The organism is Chitinimonas lacunae (assembly GCF_042650885.1).
Taxonomy (GTDB): domain Bacteria; phylum Pseudomonadota; class Gammaproteobacteria; order Burkholderiales; family Chitinimonadaceae; genus Chitinimonas_A; species Chitinimonas_A lacunae.
In genome coordinates this window covers 2,070,001-2,087,359 of sequence record NZ_JBHSBU010000001.1, presented here as the reverse complement: position 1 = coordinate 2,087,359, position 17,359 = coordinate 2,070,001, and the positions used below count along the sequence as shown (strand labels likewise).

Here is a 17,359-nt window from a genome sequence, read left to right as displayed (position 1 = left end):
CAACCGCTCCGGAATCTGCGATGGACCAGCAAGCCTTCTACCGTTTGGCCGATCATCTGCATTCGCTGCTGCGCGGCGACGAGGCGTTTACCGCCTGGCTCGCTGCGGAAGACACCGATTTCATCCGCTTCAACCACGGCCGGGTACGCCAGGCCGGCAGCGTGAGCCAGGCTTACCTCGACCTGCAATGGCTGCGCGGTGCCCGCCATATCAGCGAAACCGTGGCGCTGTCGGGCACCGCCGCCGACCTGGAGCGTGTGTCGCGCCTGGTCGGCGAATTGCGCAGCCTGCTCGATCAGGTCCCCGACGACCCCTATCTGCTGCTCAATACCGAGCCACACAACAGCCAGCATCTGGCCGTCAGCCGACTGCCATCCGCCGAGTCCATGGTGGACGATATCGTGAGCGCCGCCGCCGGTGACGATCTGGTGGGCGTGCTGGCAGCCGGCCCGATGCGCTATGGCTTTGCCAATAGCTGGGGCCAGCGCAACTGGCACGAAAGCGCCAGCTGGAATTTCGACTGGAGCCTCTATGCCCACGGCGACAAGGCGGTAAAGCGCGGTGGCGCAGGCTTTGAGTGGGACGCTTCGCTACTCAAGACATCCCTGGCGCGCGCCCGCGAAGAACTGGCACTGCTGCGCCGTCCGGTCAAACCGCTGTCACCGGGCCGCTATCGCGCCTTCATGACGCCGAGCGCCCTGTCCGAACTCGTGCAGATGTTCAACTGGGCCGGTTTCTCCGAAAAGGAAATCCGCGCCAAACGCAGCGCCATGCTGCGCTTGACCACCGGCGAGGCTACTCTGTCGCCGCGCTGCCATCTGTACGAAGACACCGCGGGCGGCCTCGGGCCCGCCTTCCAGCGCCAGGGCTTTATCAAGCCCGCCCGGGTCGATCTGGTGCAGAACGGCCGCTTCGCCTCCAGCCTGGTCAGCCCGCGCTCGGCCCGTCAGTATGGCGTGGCCAGCAATGGCGCCGGCGCCGAGGAGGGGGCCGAGTCGCTGGCCCTGGGACCGGGCGATCTGCCCATGGCCAAGGCGCTCGCAGCGCTCGATACGGGGCTTTATATCTCCAACCTCTGGTATCTCAACTATTCCGACCGTGGCGCGGCCCGCGTCACCGGTATGACCCGCTTTGCCTGCTTCTGGGTCGAAAACGGCCAGATCGTCGCCCCGCTCGATGTGATGCGCTTTGACGACAGCCTCTACCGTCTGCTGGGCGATCAGCTCGAAGCACTGACCTGCGAAACCGAGCTGTTGGCGGATCCCAACAGTTACGGCGCCCGTCTGTCACACAGCATCCGCGTGCCGGGCGCGCTGTTGTCCGGTCTGCAATTGGTGTCGTGAATGGCCGGGTCGGTGGTCGTCAATGGCGAGCTGGCCGGCAGCCTGTCCGCCCAGGATCGTGGCTTCACCTTCGGCGATTCGGTGTTCCGCACCCTGCGCTGCGAGGCCGGGCGGCTATGGTTCTGGTCGCGCCACTACGCCAAGCTCGCGGCCGATTGCGCGCGGCTGGGGCTCAACTGTCCCGCAGAGGCCACGCTATTGGCCGATCTGGCGCTGCTCGTGCCTACCAATGCCGCCATACGGATCACCATCTCGCGTGGCGTGGCGGCGCGTGGCTATGCCTGCGACCCGACGGCGCCGGTGACCCGGGTGCTTGGGCTGGCGCCCTTGCCGAGCTATCCCGCCCATTGGTTCAGCACCGGCGCCCCGCTGCGCCACTGCGACTGGCGCTGGTCGCGCCAGCCGGGACTGGCCGGGCTCAAGCACGGTAATCGGCTCGATCAGGTGATGGCGCGGCGTGAATGGCACGATCCCACGCTATTCGATGGCCTGATGCGCAATATCGACGGCGAACTGGTGTCGGGGGTGATGAGCAATTTGTGGCTGCGCTGCGGCGACCGGCTGCTGACGCCACCGCTGGTCGGCGAAGGCGTGGCCGGCGTGACGCGCGCCTGGGTGTTCGACTGGGCAACTCAGCAGGGCTATGCGGCTGTGGAAAAGCCATTGCGGCCCGAAGCACTGGCCCAGGCCGATGAGGTAATACTGTGCAATAGCCTCGCTGGCATCGTGCCAGTAGCTGGCGATGGGGTATTTATATGGCATAATTTCTCCCTGGCGCACCGGCTACGACAGGCGTGGCTGGAGGAAGCCGCCAGAGAGAGCATCATATGTCCAACATCCTAAAACTACTGATCAGCGCAGGTCTCGCGCTCGGCGCCGCCCAGGCGGCCAAACCCGCCCCGGTACCTGCGCCCAAGCCGCAGGCCATCCCGTTCAAGTTCGAACCAGTCAATTACGCCACCCTCGCCGAATACGAGCGCAAGCGCTGCGATGGTCTGGTCGAGGAATACCGGATCATCGAGAAGCGCAAGCAACTGGGCGGCGGCCGCGAGTGGGAAGTGGAAAAGATGCTGGCCAAGCAAAAGAAGATCGACGGCGACTATGACCGTTACTGCCTCAAGGGCAGACAGCCGATCGACCCGGCCACCGTCACCGCCACCCCGCCCGCCCAAGCTGGCGCCAAATAAAGTCGCCTCCGACGGGCCGGAGCGTCGGGATAAAAAACCGGAAAACAGTCTACAAGAGCAGATAACCTTCCTAATGAATTAGGAAAGTTATCTGCTTTTTTTATGACTCGAATGGAAGATCAGTGGCCACCCGGCTTGGGCGGTTCGGAGGGGGAGGGGGCAGGCTTGTCCGAAGCACTCGGCTTGCTGCCGGCATTCATTGCTTCGATGGCTTCCTTGAGATTCAGGCAGGCCACGTCTTTCTTGTCGCGTACCGCGCCGCCTTCGAGTTCGCATTCACGGTTGGAGAACTTGAGCATGGCGCCGCGTGCCTTCTCCAGCTCCTTGCCCTTGGGGCTGTTGCCAAGGCTCTGCTGGATCGTGGCCAGCACCTTTTCCAGCGCCTCGCGCTCCAGCCGCAAGCGGATCTGATCTTCGCGCAACAGCCGCATATCGGTGGCCTGTGCTTCGATCTGGACCTTGGCGTCGTCGAGCTTCTTCTCCAGTTGCTGCTTTTCCTCGCTGAGCTTGTCGCTCTCGCTGCGGGCGCTGCGCACCTGGGCCAGCAGGTTCTGCTCGGCGGCCTTGTTGCGCTTGGTGGCGATTGCCAGCCCGCTGATAAAGCCGCCAACGCCTATCATCAATACCAGCACCACCGCCAGCACGCTCAACATGGCGTTCATCCCACTGCCTATGCCACCACGCAGCGCCAGCAGCACGCGCTTGGCGAGCGGCAGTTTGACCGGGCTTGCTTCCTTGGTGTCGCTCATCAGGGCGGTGCTCCGCAAATAACGACCTGTCCCCGTTTTATCAGATCGATAGCCAGGGGCAAAGGACGGATTCACGTCGCGGCGCGCAATATGATGTTAGAATAGCGCCCGAAACACGCTGGTTTGACGGAGGAATAAATGGCTGATGCCCGAGCAATAAACGAAAACCGCGCCGTCTTACGATCGGCGCGGTTTTCGTTACTGTGGGTTGGCTCCCCGACCTGGGCTCGAACCAGGGACACACGGATTAACAGTCCGTTGCTCTACCGACTGAGCTATCGGGGAACTGGTATTACCAGTCTGATACAAGCCCGTCACCAGGACGGACTCTTCGGTATTTGGGTTGGCTCCCCGACCTGGGCTCGAACCAGGGACACACGGATTAACAGTCCGTTGCTCTACCGACTGAGCTATCGGGGAACCGAAGAAGCCGGCATAATAATGAGCTAACTCCGGCGTGTCAACCGTTTTGTTCAAAATTTTTCCTAGACGAGGAAAGCTGTGCTCAAGAAAATCGCCATCACCCTAGCGGTTGTGGTCGCCATCGTGGCGGCTGCCCCGCTGCTGTTCCCCTATGACCACTACAAGACACGCGTCGAAGAAGCCCTGAAGGCGCGCATCGGGATCGATACCAAGATCGGCCAGATCCGCTTTGGCTACGAGCCTGTCCCGACCCTGTTCCTCGAAGACATCGAATTCGGCCGCGACAACGAAGGCAAGATCGGCCAGGTCCGCGTGCCGATCACCTGGAAGAATCTGTTCAACTTCCGCACCGAGCTGCACCGCGTGGTCTTTGCCGAAGCCCTGCTGCGCGAAGACTTCGCCCGTTCGCTGCCCGGCCGGCTCAAGCCCAGCGCCGAGGGCGATATCCATCTGGCCACCGTCAAGCTCGAACGGTTGACCCTGCAATTGCCCAAGAGCCAGTTCGGTCCCTTGTCGGGCGGCTTGCAGCTCAACTCCGACGGTACCTTCAAGGAAGTCACCCTGACCGACAGCACGGGCGTGGCCGAAGCCACCATCAAGCCCAAGAGCGGCAAGTTCTCGATCGACTTCCAGGCCCGCAACTGGACCTTGCCCGGCAAGCATCCGGTGCCGTTTGACCACCTGACCGTGCGCGGCGTGGCCGATGCCAATGGCGCGGTGATCGACGATATCCGTGGCCAGCTGTTCAGCTCGGTCTTTACCGGCACGGCCCAGATCGACTGGCAGACCCAGTGGCAACTGTCCGGCACCCTGGAAACCAAGAGCCTGCAAGTCGAGCCGCTGATCCTGGTCTTTAACGACAACACCCGTGCCAGCGGCCGGATGGCGGCAGCGGCCCAGTTCCTGCTGGTCGGCGACAGCTACGAAAACCTGTTCACCCAGCCGCAGATCGCCATGAATTTCGCCATCAGCAACGGCAATCTGCATAACCTCGACCTGGTCGGTCCGCTCAAGAGCCAGGGCCCGACGGTGCAGCGCCGCGGCGGTCAGACCACCTTCGAAACCCTGACCGGCGTCTTCAAATACGACCAGGGCAAGATTCTGCTGCAAGACCTCAAGCTCGATTCGGGCAAGTTCAAGGCCCAGGGCAATCTGACCATTGCCGGCGAGCAGGATATTTCCGGCCGTATCTCCGCTCAGCTCAAGAGCGGTTCACTGGTGGTGCAGAACACCATGACGGTGGCGGGCAAGCTCAATGCTCCCGAACTGCACAGCGGCGGCACCTACAAGCCGGGCGGCGGCACGACGCAGATCTTCTGATCCGATCACTTGCAGTCGTCTGCTCGACCTGATCGCCCCGCAGCCCGCACCACCCTGGTGCGGGCTGTTTTTTTATCGGAACGGCTCGGCTATCATCGGCGCTCGCGGCTGCCGTCCGGTTGGCCGATTTCCTTATTTCCCACAGACGGACCCACAGCGATGTCCTGGCAAGAATTTTTGCGTACCCAAGGCGGACGTATCGAGGAATCAGGCGAGATCGCCTTTGCCGACACCGGCGCTGCCGCCCTCGACGGCGTGGCCCTGGTGCCACTTACCCATCACGGGCTGATCCGTTTCAGCGGCGAGGAAACGGTGGCCTTCCTGCACGGCCAGTTGTCGAGCGATCTCAAGAAGCTGCCGCAGAACACCATCCAATACAGCAGCTACTCCACCCCCAAGGGCCGAATGCTGGCGAGCTTCCTGGTGCTGCGCGACGGGGTGGACCTGCTGCTGGAAACGCCGCGTCCCCTGCTGCCGGCCCTGCAAAAACGGCTGTCGATGTTCGTGCTGCGGGCCAAGACCCGTGCCAGCGACGCCAGCGAGGAACGGGTGCTGCTTGGCCTCGCCGGCACCCGGGCCTTGACGCTGGCCGAGTCAGTGTTTGGCGAGCTGCCGGCCGAGCCGATGCGCGGTAAGCCGATCGACGCCGGAATGCTGTGGCGCCTTGGCGGTGACCGGATTGAACTGGTGCTCACGCCCGAGCTGGCCCCCACCATCTGGCAGCGCCTGACCGAAGCGGGCGCCACGCCAGCCGGCACGGCGGTCTGGAACCTGTCCGATATCCGGACCGGCATCGTCTGGGTGGTGCCGGGCAATCAGGAAGAATTCGTGCCGCAGATGGCCAATATGGACCTGCTGGGCGCCATCAGCTTCAACAAGGGCTGCTATCCCGGTCAGGAAATCGTGGCCCGCACCCACTATCTGGGCAAACTCAAGCGCCGCGCCTTCCGTGTTCGCGCCAACGGTCCCATCGAGCCCGGCCAGGAAGTGTTCAGCACGGAAATGCAGGGCCAGCCTTCGGGTCGGATTGCCCTTGCTGCTCCCGCTGATGATGGCCACTGGGAAGCACTGGTCGTGGTGCAGATCAGCAGCACCCAACACCCGCTCCATCTGGGCAGCCTCGACGGGATGCCGCTCGAATTGCTCGATCTGCCCTATCCGGTACGCGGTCCCAATGACTGAGGCAGCCAACTGCTTCATCTACTACAAACTGCCCACCGGCTGCGATACGGCGGCGCTGGAGGAACAAGTACGCAGCTTCCAGGTCGAGATTGCCCGGCTAAGCGCAGTGCAGGGCAGTCTGCATAGGCGGCTCGATGGCGCACCGACCTGGATGGAGGTCTACCCGGGCGTGTCTGACCGCCCAGCCTTCGAAGCCCTGCTGGCCCGGCTCAGTGCCGGGCTGCCGCAGCCACGACAGACGGAGTGGTTCGTGGAGATGTGAGGAGGGGAGGCGGAGAAAAATATTGAGGCATATATATTGCATTTTTTATTAGATACGTCTTCTGGTCTTGCAAGGTATTTTCCTATAATTTCCACCTCCACCTCCACCTCCACCTCCACCTCCACCTCCACCTCCACCTCCACCTCCACCTCCACCTCCACCTCCACCTCTCCAACTCACTGCGCCGTCGTCTTTCCCCTTAGCTCCACCACACCACCGGCCTCTTCTGACTAATAGGTGGGTTGTCCAAACACTCCATCGATTTTCAGTAATATTCGCCAGCCACAATGGCGGCCCTTTTGCCTTGTGGGGTACGCCTTGAAATCCTTGCTCCGTTTATCGCTAGCCAGTCTGGTCAGTCTGGGTCTTTGTTTGCCTGCTGCTGCTGATATCGTGCTGGGCCAGATCGTCAACAGTCGGGGCGACTGGTCCGACAACTGCCGCGATTTCAGCGCAGGTGCGCGGGTCTACCTCGATGGTCTCAATGCCCGGGGCGGCATCAATGGAGAGCGAGTGGTGCTGGCAGAACGGGAAGAAGGTGCTTCGGCAAGCGATACGGTGCAGATCGCCCGTACCTTGGTGGAACAGCAGCGTGCCGTGGCGCTGTTTGGCCTCTGTGGCGGGATGGCAGCGCGTGATGTGGCGGCGAGTCCGTGGTTTCGCAGCGCTGGCGTGGCGATGCTGGCGCCGCAATCGGGGGCCTTGGCTTTACGTGGTGCACAAGCCGGGGAGGTCTACCATATCCGCGCCAGTGACGCCGACGAGGCCGACAAACTGGCCACTACGCTGCTCGGCTTTGGCCTGCGCCGGGTGGCGCTGATCTATGGGGCCGACGAACCGGGCAGGGCAGGCAAAATGGCCTTCGAGCGTGCGCTGTCGCTGCGTGGCGTACAGCCGCTGTTGAGCGTGGCGCTGGCCGGAGACGGCAGCGACGCCGCCGCGCTGGCACAGCGGATCGGTGGCCAGGCGGTCCAGGCCGTGATGCTGACTGCCTCGACGCTGGCTAGCGCTGCGATGGTGGCCGAGTTGCGTCGGGTGTTGCCGGGCGTGATGATCTTTGCCACCTCGGGCATCAACCACGCCACCCTGGCCGACTATCTGGGTTCGCGCGAAGCTGCTCAGGGCGTGGTGATTGCCACCTTGATGCCTTCTCCCTATTTCGCCGTTACGCCGATTGCCCGCGAGCATATCCGCCAGATGCGCCAATTTCGCGACGAGCCGCCTTCTCATGCCACGCTGGAAGGTTATGTGGCAGCCCGACTGGCCGTCGAGGCGATCCGCCGTGGTGGCCGGCGGCCTGACAGTATGGTGCGGGTGCTGGCCGGGCTCGGTGCAGTCGATGTCGGCGGCTACCAGGTCGATATCGGACGCGGCAAGCCCGGTAGTGCGTTTGTCGATGTGGCGGTGGTGTCCAAAGGCGGACAGCTACTCAATTAAGGTTGAGAGGCGAGCGCGGCTTTTGCTGATATATCGATATAGAAATTAATCTGCAAAATATCTGCAATTTCTAATGCTAGGTATATCAAGTTAATAAATTTTTATGCATGACCTCTTTAAGATGACCAATTGCCCTTGTTGCCACTGCTGATCTTGCCTACGCTTGCCGGCCGTGTAGTCAGCGTTTTTATTTCCCTCTTATAGATTTTTCGCCAGTCAGTGGCGACTACCTGCTCGCTGGTGTGATCAAGGAAGCTATGCAATTCAAACTGCTGTTGATGTTGCTGGGGATGTGCGGGCTGTCAGCGGTCCAGGCTGCGGAGACACCTGTGGTGGTCGAAACGCCCAATTCTGCTGTGCCGGCTACGCCGCCCGCGACACTTGCCCAAGATGCCGAGATTGCTCTGGTCAGCGGCTACGAGCCCAAGTCGTCCGATAACCGGGTGCAGGTGCTGGTGGATCGTCCGGGCAAGTCGGTGGTGCTGGTGCTGACCAGCTACGAAAAGATCATGTGGCATGTCACTGTCACGCCCAATACCAAGCTGCAAGCGGTGCTGTTTGGCAGCTACAAGAAATCGCAGGTGACGCTGGGCGGTCAGACGAAGCTCTACCGGGTCGCCTTGCCCTATGCCTATGAGGCCGGCAATCAGAAATTCGTCGAATTGCTGGGGCAGCTCAATCAATGGTTCGGCGTGCGCAAGGTCGATGCCTTCTATGGCGCCTACAGCCTGCCTGCACAGGTGCAGATCCGGCAAACGGTCAAATCGAATGAAGCCCTGGCGCTCGATGGTCCGGCTTCGCAGCCGTCGCCGGTGAACTTTAGCTTCGACCTGGTCGGGCAGGACTATTCTCGGGTCAAATGGACCCCCTCGGGGCCGGCTGGACAGAACACGGCCCATGCAGTGCTCGATGGCAGGATCGTGCTGTCACCCGATGGCGCCACGGTCTATCAGGTAATCAACGAGCAGTTGGTGTTGCAGTCGCCCGCCACCCAGGCCAAGACCGTGATCGAGGTGCCGGGCAACTATCCCGATTTCTCCTGGGTCACGGGGCTGGCCTACGACAGTCGCCGGCAGACCGTCGCGATTGCCACCCTGGGCGGCGAAGGTTTCCTCTACCGCTTTGATGCGGCCGGGAAGCGCTGGCTGGGCGTTCAGTCGCTCAATAACCTCGATTTGCATGGCCTGAGCTACGACGCCAAGAACGACCGCTATCTCGCCTGGGAGCGCTACCAGGAACAGCTGGTGTTTCTGACGCCCAAGGGCCAACTGCTCGATACCCACGCACTCAAGGGCAAGCTGGCGGGCTTTGAGCGACTGTTCGAGCGCGGCAATAGCCAGGCGCCCGAACTGCGGATCTTCCCGCAGGGCAACCATATCGCCCTGCTTTATATAAAAGGCCCGTTCGTCGAGCGCATCTGGGTCTACGACACCAACAAGCGTACGGCCGTGCTGACCTATCAACGGCCCGGCGCATAAAGGACAACACCCCGCAGGGCTGACTACTCTGCGGGGTGTTGGTGAGAAGCCGGTGCGGCTTACTTCTTGGCGCCGAAGTACTTGGCGTAGATCTTGTCGTAGCTGCCGTCTTCCTTGATCTTCTTCAGACCTTCGTTGATCTTGGCCACCACTTCCAGATTGCCTTTCTTGACGGCAAAGCCGTAGTACTCGGGGGCGAAACCGGCGTCTTCGACGGTTTTGAGCTTGGCATCGGGGTTGTTGGCGACAAAGTGGATCACTACACCGTTATCGGCCACCACCGCATCGATACCGCCGTTTTGCAGTTCCTTGAGCGCGAGCGGGGTGCTTTCGAAGCGCTTGATTGCCTGGCTGGTCTTGCCGAGCAGTTTCTGCACCACTTCGTCACCGGTCGTGCCGGTCTGCACACCGACCTTCTTGTCCTTCAGATCGTCTGCCTTGGCCACTTTGCTGGCTTCCGGCACAGCGATCAGCTGCTTGGCCTCGAAGTAGGGCTCGGAGAAGTCCATCGTGGCCTTGCGGGCGTCGGTGATCGTCACCGACGAAGCCACGATATCGCGGTCGCCCGTGTCGAGCGTGGCAAAGATGCCTTCCCACGGCGTGTTGATGAATTCGAGCTTGAAGTTGGCTTTCTCGCTGATGGCAGTCAGCACATCGACGGTGAAACCGACCACCTTCTTGTCTTCGCTGAGCGATTCGAACGGCGCGTAGGCGGCGTCGGTGGCGACCTTATAGGTCTTGGCGGCCGAGGCAGCGGGCGTCGGGCTGGGCGTCGGGGACGACGGCGACTGGGCCGCCTCATCCTTCTTGCCACAGGCGGCCAACAACAGGCTGGCGGCGAAAACACTCATCAGTGTGCGGCGGGTCGAATTCATCTGTGTCATGCCTCCGTGTTCGAATGGGATCCGGCAGCGGCGCCAGGCGCGCCAGCGGCCGAAGCGCCACACTATAGCAACACGGCCTGAACGGCTCAAAGCGGCGCTGCGGCAGTGTTGCGACCATGTCTAGCCAAGTTGCCGGCCCGGCTTGCCGCCTGCCTAAGGCGTGGTCGGCGGGGCTTCGAGCCGGGCGCGTTCGGTCGGGGTCAGGCGGGCTTGCAACTCGACGAGCTTGGCTCGGGCGGTCGGTTCGTGCTCGGCGGCGCGGCTCAGCCAGCGATGGGCTTCGATCCGATCCTGTGCCACGCCGCGCCCGGCCAGATAGAGCAGCCCCAGATTGAACTGGCCGATCCCATTGCCCTGCTCGGCCGCCAGCCGCGACCAGCGCACCGCTTCCCGGTCATCGCGGCGGATACCCTTGCCGGTCATATACATAAAGCCGAGATAGGCCTGGGCATCGGCATGGCCCTGATCGGCGGCGCGCCGATACCAGGCAACGGCGCGGGCATGATCGGCCGGTACGCCCTGGCCCTTGCGATAGCGCAGGCCAAGCTGGGTCTGGGCTGCCGGATTGCCCGCTTCGGCCGCCTTGCTCAGGTCTTCCAGACTCAGGCCCTCAAAGGCCACCGTGGCAGGTGCCTGGGCTTCGACAATCGGGGTCGGGGTAAGGGAAGCCCGCTGTTCGCTGCCCACACTGGTCGTTGCCGGTGCCTCGGCCGTCGGCACGGCCGAGGTCGTCGGCCGGTCGGCGCGCAGGCTGAGCCATACCGCACCCACTGCAGCCACCGCCATCAGACCGATACCGATACCGACCAGCCGGCCTTGCCGCTGGGCTTCGTCGGCTTCTGCGCGCTGGCGCCGCCGCGGCGGGGCGGGCGGCGTGTCGTCGCTGCGGCGGACCGCCGGCGTGACGATCTGGGCGCTGGTGATGGGATGGAGCACCGGCAGCGGATGCATGGTCATCACGCCGGCCGTGTGCGGCGGAGCGGCGACGATCATCGGCCGTGGGTCGACTTCGAGCGCCTCAAAGGCCCGGATACAGGCTTCGAGGCTGGTAAAGCCGCCTTGCAGCAGCGGCTTTTGCATCCGTTTGATCAGGCTTGGCAGCGCTTCCTGATGGCTGTCTTTGTAGTAGTCGATCCGATGAAGGGAAATCTGGCGGAACCAGTGGCCAAGGCTGAACAGATCGCTGCGCCAGTCGAGCAGATTGACCGCCAGATCGGGCATCGAGAGGGTGTCGTACTGACGCTTGCCCAGGTCGCTGAGTTCATACCAGCCCGATTTGCCCTTCTCGCCGATCAGCTTGGCGTAGGCGCGCCAATCACGGGTCACCGCTTCGCGCATGGCCGGCGAGATATAGGCGGCGTCGGGGCTGGCCAGATCGACGAACAGCGGTTTCTCGATCCGGTACAACGCCGAGTGCGCCACCGAAAAATCGATCAGCCGCAGGCTGCCGTAGTCGATTTCTCCGCGCTCGTTCTGGCGCAGGATCAGCACATCGGGCCGCAGACCACCATGGACCACCCCGGCCTCGGCCAGCTGGGCCACGGCGCGCAGACAGGCCAGGATCAGTCGCACCAGTTCCGATGAGCGCTGGAACGGATGCTCCAGTTCGCCGACGCCGGTGGCCAGCCAGTGAGTCAGCGGATGACCGTCGGCTTCGAGCGTCAGGGTACGGCGGTCGAGATCGACCGCGATAAAACGGGCGGCGCAGCGCGGGTCGCGCTGAAAAGCCTGAAATAGCCGCGCCTCATGGCACAGCCAATAGTCGGCAGCAGGATAGAGCGGCGATAGCTGCTTGACCCAACGCTCGCTGCCGCGCGGGCTGAGATGCTTTTCGAGCTGGATCGAGCGTTCGACCGTGCCGATCGGTTCGCTTTGTACGGTCATGGTGGCGTCACAGGGCGGGTCGGCGTGGGGCCGGGCCGAGGGCCCGGCGCTGGGTCAGCGTGGCGTACGTTCCGGCAGCACGATATTGACTTCAAGCACGTCGAAGTTGTCCTGGCGTTCGAGCGAGACCTTGATATCGTCCTGGGCGATCGCGACATATTTGGCGATGACATTCATCAGTTCCTGCTGCAAGGCCGGCAGATAGTCCGGCCCGCTGCGACCAGCCCGTTCGTGGGCCAGGATGATCTGCAATCGTTCGCGCGCTACGACGGCTGATTTTTTCTTGTTGCCGAGCAAATAGTCGAGAAAGGACATCTCATCCTCCGAACAGCCGTTTGAGCCAGCCTTGTTTGGGTACTTCGATAAAGCGCAGCGGCTTGTCCTCGCCCAGGAAGCGTGCCACCACATCCTTGTACGCTTCGGCGGCGTCAGTGCCGTCGATATGGATCGCCGGGGTGCCGCTATTGGAGGCTTGCAGCACGACTTCCGATTCGGGCACCACGCCGATCAGCGGAATACGCAGCAGTCCTTTGACATCGTCGAGCGACAGCATCTCGCCGGCGTCGACGCGCTTGGGGGCATAACGGGTAATCAATAGATGCGGCTTGATCGATTCGCCGCGTTCGGCTTTTTCCGACTTGGCATCGAGGATGCCGAGAATCCGGTCGGAATCGCGTACCGAAGAGACTTCGGGATTGGTGACGACAATCGCTTCGTCGGCAAAATACAGCGCCAGCAGGGCGCCGGTCTCGATACCGGCCGGCGAGTCGCAGATGATGTAGTCAAAACCATCTTCGCTCAGCTCCTTGAGCACCCGCGACACGCCTTCACGGGTCAGCGCATCCTTATCGCGCGTCTGCGAGGCCGGCAGGATATACAGCTTGTCGCAGTGCTTGTCCTTGATCAGTGCCTGCTTCAACGTGGCTTCGCCTTGGATGACATTGATAAAGTCATAGACCACCCGGCGCTCGCACCCCATGATGAGGTCGAGATTGCGCAGGCCCACGTCGAAGTCGATCACGGCCACCTTGTGGCCGCGTAACGCCAGACCCGAGGCGAAACTCGCGCTGGTGGTGGTTTTGCCTACGCCTCCTTTGCCGGAGGTGACGACGATGATTTTTGCCACGTTGGTCCTTCCTGAATATTGGGAAATCCGTGAGTCGGCCGGGCGCTATGCCGGCGCGACCGTCAGCCCAGCGTCTCGATGACCAGTTTGCTGCCATCGAGCCGCACCTGGGCCGGCCGATTGGCGATATTGTCCGGCAGGGCTTCATCGATGGTGCGGTAGACACCGGCGATCGAAACCAGCTCCGCTGCCATGTAATGGGTGAAAATGCGCGCCGAGGCATTGCCGCGTGCACCGGCCAGCGCGCGGCCGCGCAGTGGGGCGTAGACATGGATATGACCGTCGGCGATCACCTCGGCCCCGGCGCTGACCATGGCCAGGACCACCAGATCGTTGCCCCGGGCATAGACCTGCTGGCCACCACGCACCGGTCGATCGATGATCAGGGCACCGCTGGGCGGTTCGGGCACTGGCTCGGGGGGTTTGGATTCGGCCCGTTCGCGCGCTTCGGGCAGGCCGACCAGTCCGGCGGCACGCGCCGCCTCCCTGACCTGTTTGCCGCCATGGCGGGCAGCCACGGCCTGTAGTCCATAGCTGCGCAACAATTGGATCAGTTCCGCCACCTGCCCGCTGGCCGTTTCAGGCCACTCGCTCAGATCGATCACTGCGGCGTCGTCGCCGAAGAAATCGCGCCGACCGCCAAGTTTATGGGATAGCGCAGCATCGAGCTGCCCCAGATCGGCGATCCGTGGCACAAAGGCGATCAGGTTGGTGGCCGCGCTCTTGATTTCAAAAGGATCGACTACAGGAACGGGAGCGATCATCGTCGGCGGGCGACTCGGTTATTAGGGCGAAATGGTCTGCCGGGAGTTTACTTGCATCGCCCCGGCGGATACAAGAAACCCCCTGTGGATAACTTTGTGGAAAAGCGGCCGAAGCGGCCACCATGGCGCTTCCCCGCTTAGCATGCCCTCGCTGCGGTGTGATCTTTTGGGTGAATCCAATCAATGACTTAGCAGTGGTCCGGACCAGTTTTTAGTGGGAAATTAGCTGTCAAGTCTTGACAAAATCGACAGCGCCGCTAGTGGATAAAACCCTGATCCTATAAAGCGCGCCGCTCGATCAAGGCCTGGGCCAATGTGCCACTGTCGATATGCTCCAGCTCGCCACCGACTGGCAGACCCCGGGCGATTCGGCTGACCTGAAGTCCGCGGGCCCGCAAAGATTCGGCCAGATAGTGGGCTGTCGCTTCGCCCTCGACAGTGAAATTGGTCGATAGAATCACTTCACGGACCTTGCCGTCGCTGGCGCGCGCCAGCAACCGGTCGAAATGGATATCGCGCGGGCCGATGCCATCGAGCGGTGACAGACGACCCATCAGCACGAAATAGCGCCCTTTGAAGACCAGAGTCTGCTCCATTCGCAACAGATCGGCCGGCATCTCGACGACACAGAGCTGGCTGTCGTCGCGATACGGGTCATTGCACAGCTCACACACTTCCTGTTCGGTAAAAGTGTTGCAGCGGGCGCAGTGATGCAGCTTCTGCAAGGCGTCAGCCAGGGCACGAGCCAGGCGGGCGGCGCCGGCTTGCTCGTGTTGCAACAGATGGTAGGCCATGCGCTGCGCCGATTTCGGCCCGACGCCGGGCAGCACGCGCAGCGCCTGGATCAGTTGTTCCAGCGTCGAGGGGGTCTTCATCGCAAATCCTGCCGTGGGTGGAAGAGGAGAGAGGATGGCTAAAGCTAATCTATGCAGAAATTTTTATTAAAGCTAGTTGTATATTTCTGAGTCTGGCAAAAGATTTGCAGGAAATTTTCCATAAAGCATTTGCGGCCGTCGGGTGACGGCCGCAGCGGCTAGAGGATCAGAACGGCAGCTTAAAGCCCGGCGGCAGATTAAGACCGGCACTGAAGCCGGCCATCTTGTCCTGACTGGTCTGCTCGGCCTTGCGCAGCGCATCGTTGAAGGCGGCGGCGATCAGGTCTTCGAGCATTTCCTTGTCGTCCGACAGCACGCTGTCGTCGATGGTGACGCGCTTGACCACGTGGTGGCAGGTCATGGTGATCTTGACCATGCCGGCGCCGGCCTGACCGTCAACTTCGATATTGCCCAGCTCTTCCTGGGCCTTGCGCATATTTTCCTGCATCTGCTGGGCCTGCTTCATCAACTGGCCCAGACCGCCTTTGTTATTGAACATGGAGACTCCTAATCCGCCGTCGCCGGCGCGAAGGTTGTTGAAATGGTCGGCCGCGATCAGATCGGTTTGATCGAGGCCGGAACGATGGTGGCGCCGAATTCGGTAATCAGCGTCTGGACAAACGGGTCTGCATTGATGGCTGCCTCGGCGGCAGCCTGGCGCACCTGGCGCTCACGCTGGGCGATCAGCACTGGCGTGGCGTCGGCATTCTCTACCAACTTGATTTCGACTCGGACATTGAGGTCGAGCTGGCGTGATAGTTCTTCTTCGAGCTTGGCCCGGTAATGGGGACCGGCCACGGCTTTCTGCTCGATCGGCAGGGCAAGCTGGAAATGACCGTCCGCATAGGCTTCGCAAGCCGCCTGCTCGGCCAGCATCCGGGCCACGCCGCCGAGTCGGGACGTCAGCGCCGGCCAGTCGCCGTCATAGACGAACGGCGTCGGAGCCGGCGCTTCGACCGGATGAGGTGCTTCCCATGGCGGCAGATCGCTGCCGGACAGGGCTTCGCTGGCTGGGTCGTTCAGTGGCTCGCTGCTGGGTGCCGGGACGGGGGATACCGGCGCGGCCGGTACGGGCGTCGGATTTTCCCAGGGAGCCGTAGCCGGAGAGGCGGGTGATTCGGCCGGGGCGGGCGAAGGAGTGGGGCGCGGTGCCGGAGACGCTGCCGCTGCTGGCATGGCAATGGTCGTCCCGGCCGGCGCAAACGCCAGCATGCGCAGCAGCGTCATGCTGAGGCCGGCAAATTCATCGGGCGCCAGCGCCAGATCACGCCGGCCATGCAGGGCGATCTGGTAGTAGAGCTGGATATCTTCGGCGGTGAAGTTCTCGGCCAGTGCCACCAGGGCTGCGTAGTGCGGATGCTCGGGCGCCAGGCTCGCCGGGACGGTCTGGCGCAGCGCAATCCGATGCAGCAGCGCTGCCAATTCATGGAGCGCGGCGTCAGCACCGACGCCGCGGCTGGCCAGTTGCTCGGCCACGGCGATCAGGCCGCTGCCATCGCGCTCGGCCAGCCTTTGCAGCAATTCGAACAGATAGGACTGATCCACCGCGCCCAGCATGGCACGCACACCGGCTTCCTCGACCTGACCGTTGCCATAGGCGATGGCCTGATCGAGCAGCGATAGCGCATCGCGCATACTGCCTGAGGCGGCGTGGCCTAATAGCGGCAGGGCGGCAGCTTCGTAGGGAATCGATTCGGCTTCGAGTACCCGCTGTAGATGCTCACAGACCTGCTGCGGCAGCATCTGGCGCAGCGCGAACTGAAGACAGCGCGACAGGATGGTGACGGGCACCTTCTGCGGGTCGGTGGTGGCAAGAATGAATTTGACGTGACCGGGCGGCTCTTCAAGCGTCTTCAACATGGCGTTGAAGGCACTCTTCGACAGCATATGGACTTCGTCGATGATATAGACCTTGAAGCGGCCCTGGGTCGGCGCGTATTGCGCGTTATCGAGCACTTCGCGGATATTGTCGATGCCGGTATTGGATGCGGCGTCGATTTCCAGCAGATCGACGAAGCGACCGCCATCGATCTGGCGACAGGCAGCACATTCGCCGCAGGGGCGGGCAGTAACGCCTGTTTCGCAATTGAGCGACTTGGCCAGCAGCCGCGCAATCGTGGTCTTGCCCACGCCGCGCGTGCCGGTGAGAAGATAGGCATGGTGCAGTCGCTGGTTTTCCAGGGCATTGGTCAGCGCTTTGACCACGTGCTCCTGGCCAACCAACGTCGCGAAAGACTTTGGACGCCACTTGCGGGCGAGAACTTGATAGGCCATCCCGCGATTCTAACAGAAGCCGCCGCCACCCTTATGGCAGCGCCGACACGGAAGGACTTTCTTCGATGTATGACTCCGAACTCGATTCCCCACCCCAACCGCCACGCTGTCCCGAGCCGCAGGAGTGCTGCGACAGCGGCTGCGATCCCTGTGTCTTCGACCTCTATAACG

18 protein-coding genes and 2 tRNA genes (1 of these 20 cut by a window edge) are annotated in these 17,359 nt (G+C 62.4%); 9 read left to right on the top strand and 11 right to left on the bottom strand.

What is annotated here, in order from left to right; all coding sequences use genetic code 11:
* Positions 1 to 20 precede the first annotated feature (20 nt).
* From ACFOW7_RS08500 to ACFOW7_RS08490, 3 genes are read left to right on the top strand one after another with little or no spacing between them, the layout of a single operon-like run.
* Positions 21 to 1,343, top strand: a complete 1,323-nt coding sequence (locus ACFOW7_RS08500; protein ID WP_378163092.1) for a TldD/PmbA family protein — start codon at positions 21 to 23, stop codon at positions 1,341 to 1,343.
* On the top strand, positions 1,344 to 2,186 hold the full coding sequence (gene pabC, locus ACFOW7_RS08495) for an aminodeoxychorismate lyase (RefSeq protein ID WP_378163090.1): 843 nt from the start codon (positions 1,344 to 1,346) through the stop codon (positions 2,184 to 2,186).
* Complete coding sequence (locus tag ACFOW7_RS08490) at positions 2,171 to 2,530, top strand: hypothetical protein (RefSeq protein ID WP_378163088.1); 360 nt, start codon at positions 2,171 to 2,173, stop codon at positions 2,528 to 2,530. Before pabC ends, ACFOW7_RS08490 begins: the two co-directional genes overlap by 16 nt.
* Before the next feature lie 119 nt (positions 2,531 to 2,649).
* Here ACFOW7_RS08490 and ACFOW7_RS08485 read toward each other — a convergent pair whose 3' ends face one another.
* The 3 genes from ACFOW7_RS08485 to ACFOW7_RS08475 form a co-directional block, all read right to left on the bottom strand.
* Positions 2,650 to 3,279 carry a hypothetical protein gene (locus ACFOW7_RS08485; protein ID WP_378163086.1) on the bottom strand — a complete coding sequence of 210 codons (630 nt, stop codon included), beginning with the start codon at positions 3,277 to 3,279 and terminating at the stop codon, positions 2,650 to 2,652.
* 209 nt (positions 3,280 to 3,488) lie between these two features.
* Positions 3,489 to 3,564 (bottom strand) — tRNA-Asn (locus tag ACFOW7_RS08480).
* Between the two features lie 59 nt (positions 3,565 to 3,623).
* A tRNA-Asn gene (locus tag ACFOW7_RS08475) sits at positions 3,624 to 3,699 on the bottom strand.
* Positions 3,700 to 3,780: 81 nt separating this feature from the next.
* Here ACFOW7_RS08475 and ACFOW7_RS08470 point away from each other — a divergent pair.
* The 5 genes from ACFOW7_RS08470 to ACFOW7_RS08450 all read left to right on the top strand — a co-directional run bounded on the left by ACFOW7_RS08470 (position 3,781) and on the right by ACFOW7_RS08450 (position 9,381).
* Positions 3,781 to 5,022 carry an AsmA-like C-terminal region-containing protein gene (locus ACFOW7_RS08470; RefSeq protein ID WP_378163084.1) on the top strand — a complete coding sequence of 414 codons (1,242 nt, stop codon included), beginning with the start codon at positions 3,781 to 3,783 and terminating at the stop codon, positions 5,020 to 5,022.
* A 159-nt stretch (positions 5,023 to 5,181) separates the two neighbouring features.
* Entirely contained in the window at positions 5,182 to 6,204 is a 1,023-nt protein-coding gene (gene ygfZ / locus ACFOW7_RS08465) for a CAF17-like 4Fe-4S cluster assembly/insertion protein YgfZ (protein ID WP_378163082.1), read from the top strand.
* Positions 6,197 to 6,466, top strand: a complete 270-nt coding sequence (locus ACFOW7_RS08460) for a DUF4936 family protein (protein WP_378163080.1) — start codon at positions 6,197 to 6,199, stop codon at positions 6,464 to 6,466. The genes ygfZ and ACFOW7_RS08460 overlap by 8 nt, the downstream gene beginning before the upstream one ends.
* A 372-nt stretch (positions 6,467 to 6,838) precedes the next feature.
* Positions 6,839 to 7,903: an ABC transporter substrate-binding protein gene (locus ACFOW7_RS08455; RefSeq protein ID WP_378163078.1), complete on the top strand. Its 1,065-nt coding sequence runs from the start codon at positions 6,839 to 6,841 to the stop codon at positions 7,901 to 7,903.
* 257 nt (positions 7,904 to 8,160) lie between these two features.
* On the top strand, positions 8,161 to 9,381 hold the full coding sequence (locus ACFOW7_RS08450) for a hypothetical protein (protein ID WP_378163076.1): 1,221 nt from the start codon (positions 8,161 to 8,163) through the stop codon (positions 9,379 to 9,381).
* Between the two features lie 59 nt (positions 9,382 to 9,440).
* Here ACFOW7_RS08450 and ACFOW7_RS08445 read toward each other — a convergent pair whose 3' ends face one another.
* From ACFOW7_RS08445 to dnaX, 8 genes are all read right to left on the bottom strand, one after another.
* A complete protein-coding gene (locus ACFOW7_RS08445; protein ID WP_378163074.1) occupies positions 9,441 to 10,256 on the bottom strand; it encodes a basic amino acid ABC transporter substrate-binding protein in 816 nt (271 codons plus the stop codon).
* A gap of 162 nt (positions 10,257 to 10,418) precedes the next feature.
* Entirely contained in the window at positions 10,419 to 12,149 is a 1,731-nt protein-coding gene (locus ACFOW7_RS08440; protein ID WP_378163072.1) for a hypothetical protein, read from the bottom strand.
* A gap of 54 nt (positions 12,150 to 12,203) precedes the next feature.
* Positions 12,204 to 12,464 (bottom strand): cell division topological specificity factor MinE, encoded by a 261-nt coding sequence (minE, locus tag ACFOW7_RS08435; protein ID WP_378163071.1) that lies wholly within the window; start codon positions 12,462 to 12,464, stop codon positions 12,204 to 12,206.
* Between the two features lies 1 nt (position 12,465).
* Positions 12,466 to 13,275, bottom strand: a complete 810-nt coding sequence (gene minD, locus ACFOW7_RS08430) for a septum site-determining protein MinD (protein ID WP_378163070.1) — start codon at positions 13,273 to 13,275, stop codon at positions 12,466 to 12,468.
* Between the two features lie 62 nt (positions 13,276 to 13,337).
* Entirely contained in the window at positions 13,338 to 14,039 is a 702-nt protein-coding gene (gene minC, locus ACFOW7_RS08425) for a septum site-determining protein MinC (protein ID WP_378163069.1), read from the bottom strand.
* Between the two features lie 278 nt (positions 14,040 to 14,317).
* A complete protein-coding gene (gene recR, locus ACFOW7_RS08420; RefSeq protein ID WP_378163068.1) occupies positions 14,318 to 14,914 on the bottom strand; it encodes a recombination mediator RecR in 597 nt (198 codons plus the stop codon).
* A gap of 166 nt (positions 14,915 to 15,080) precedes the next feature.
* On the bottom strand, positions 15,081 to 15,413 hold the full coding sequence (locus tag ACFOW7_RS08415; RefSeq protein ID WP_378163067.1) for a YbaB/EbfC family nucleoid-associated protein: 333 nt from the start codon (positions 15,411 to 15,413) through the stop codon (positions 15,081 to 15,083).
* Positions 15,414 to 15,469: 56 nt separating this feature from the next.
* Positions 15,470 to 17,188 carry a DNA polymerase III subunit gamma/tau gene (dnaX, locus tag ACFOW7_RS08410; RefSeq protein ID WP_378163065.1) on the bottom strand — a complete coding sequence of 573 codons (1,719 nt, stop codon included), beginning with the start codon at positions 17,186 to 17,188 and terminating at the stop codon, positions 15,470 to 15,472.
* A gap of 65 nt (positions 17,189 to 17,253) precedes the next feature.
* Between dnaX and ACFOW7_RS08405 the strand changes: the two genes are divergently transcribed.
* Positions 17,254 to 17,359: the 5' portion of an oxidoreductase-like domain-containing protein gene (locus ACFOW7_RS08405; protein WP_378163063.1), read on the top strand. Its footprint extends 86 nt past the window's final position; only the first 106 of its 192 coding nucleotides appear in the window; the start codon lies at positions 17,254 to 17,256; the stop codon falls past the right edge of the window.

What these genes read in the sequence shown, in the direction of transcription:
- recR (WP_378163068.1), bottom strand. Translation starts at nt 14,914, where the DNA reads ATGAAGACCCCCTCGACGCTGGAACAACTGATCCAGGCGCTGCGCGTG.
- ygfZ (WP_378163082.1), top strand. Translation starts at nt 5,182, where the DNA reads ATGTCCTGGCAAGAATTTTTGCGTACCCAAGGCGGACGTATCGAGGAA.
- ACFOW7_RS08485 (WP_378163086.1), bottom strand. Translation starts at nt 3,279, where the DNA reads ATGAGCGACACCAAGGAAGCAAGCCCGGTCAAACTGCCGCTCGCCAAG.
- ACFOW7_RS08415 (WP_378163067.1), bottom strand. Translation starts at nt 15,413, where the DNA reads ATGTTCAATAACAAAGGCGGTCTGGGCCAGTTGATGAAGCAGGCCCAG.
- ACFOW7_RS08440 (WP_378163072.1), bottom strand. Translation starts at nt 12,149, where the DNA reads ATGACCGTACAAAGCGAACCGATCGGCACGGTCGAACGCTCGATCCAG.
- ACFOW7_RS08450 (WP_378163076.1), top strand. Translation starts at nt 8,161, where the DNA reads ATGCAATTCAAACTGCTGTTGATGTTGCTGGGGATGTGCGGGCTGTCA.
- ACFOW7_RS08500 (WP_378163092.1), top strand. Translation starts at nt 21, where the DNA reads ATGGACCAGCAAGCCTTCTACCGTTTGGCCGATCATCTGCATTCGCTG.
- minC (WP_378163069.1), bottom strand. Translation starts at nt 14,039, where the DNA reads ATGATCGCTCCCGTTCCTGTAGTCGATCCTTTTGAAATCAAGAGCGCG.
- dnaX (WP_378163065.1), bottom strand. Translation starts at nt 17,188, where the DNA reads ATGGCCTATCAAGTTCTCGCCCGCAAGTGGCGTCCAAAGTCTTTCGCG.
- ACFOW7_RS08460 (WP_378163080.1), top strand. Translation starts at nt 6,197, where the DNA reads ATGACTGAGGCAGCCAACTGCTTCATCTACTACAAACTGCCCACCGGC.
- pabC (WP_378163090.1), top strand. Translation starts at nt 1,344, where the DNA reads ATGGCCGGGTCGGTGGTCGTCAATGGCGAGCTGGCCGGCAGCCTGTCC.
- ACFOW7_RS08490 (WP_378163088.1), top strand. Translation starts at nt 2,171, where the DNA reads ATGTCCAACATCCTAAAACTACTGATCAGCGCAGGTCTCGCGCTCGGC.
- ACFOW7_RS08445 (WP_378163074.1), bottom strand. Translation starts at nt 10,256, where the DNA reads ATGAATTCGACCCGCCGCACACTGATGAGTGTTTTCGCCGCCAGCCTG.
- minE (WP_378163071.1), bottom strand. Translation starts at nt 12,464, where the DNA reads ATGTCCTTTCTCGACTATTTGCTCGGCAACAAGAAAAAATCAGCCGTC.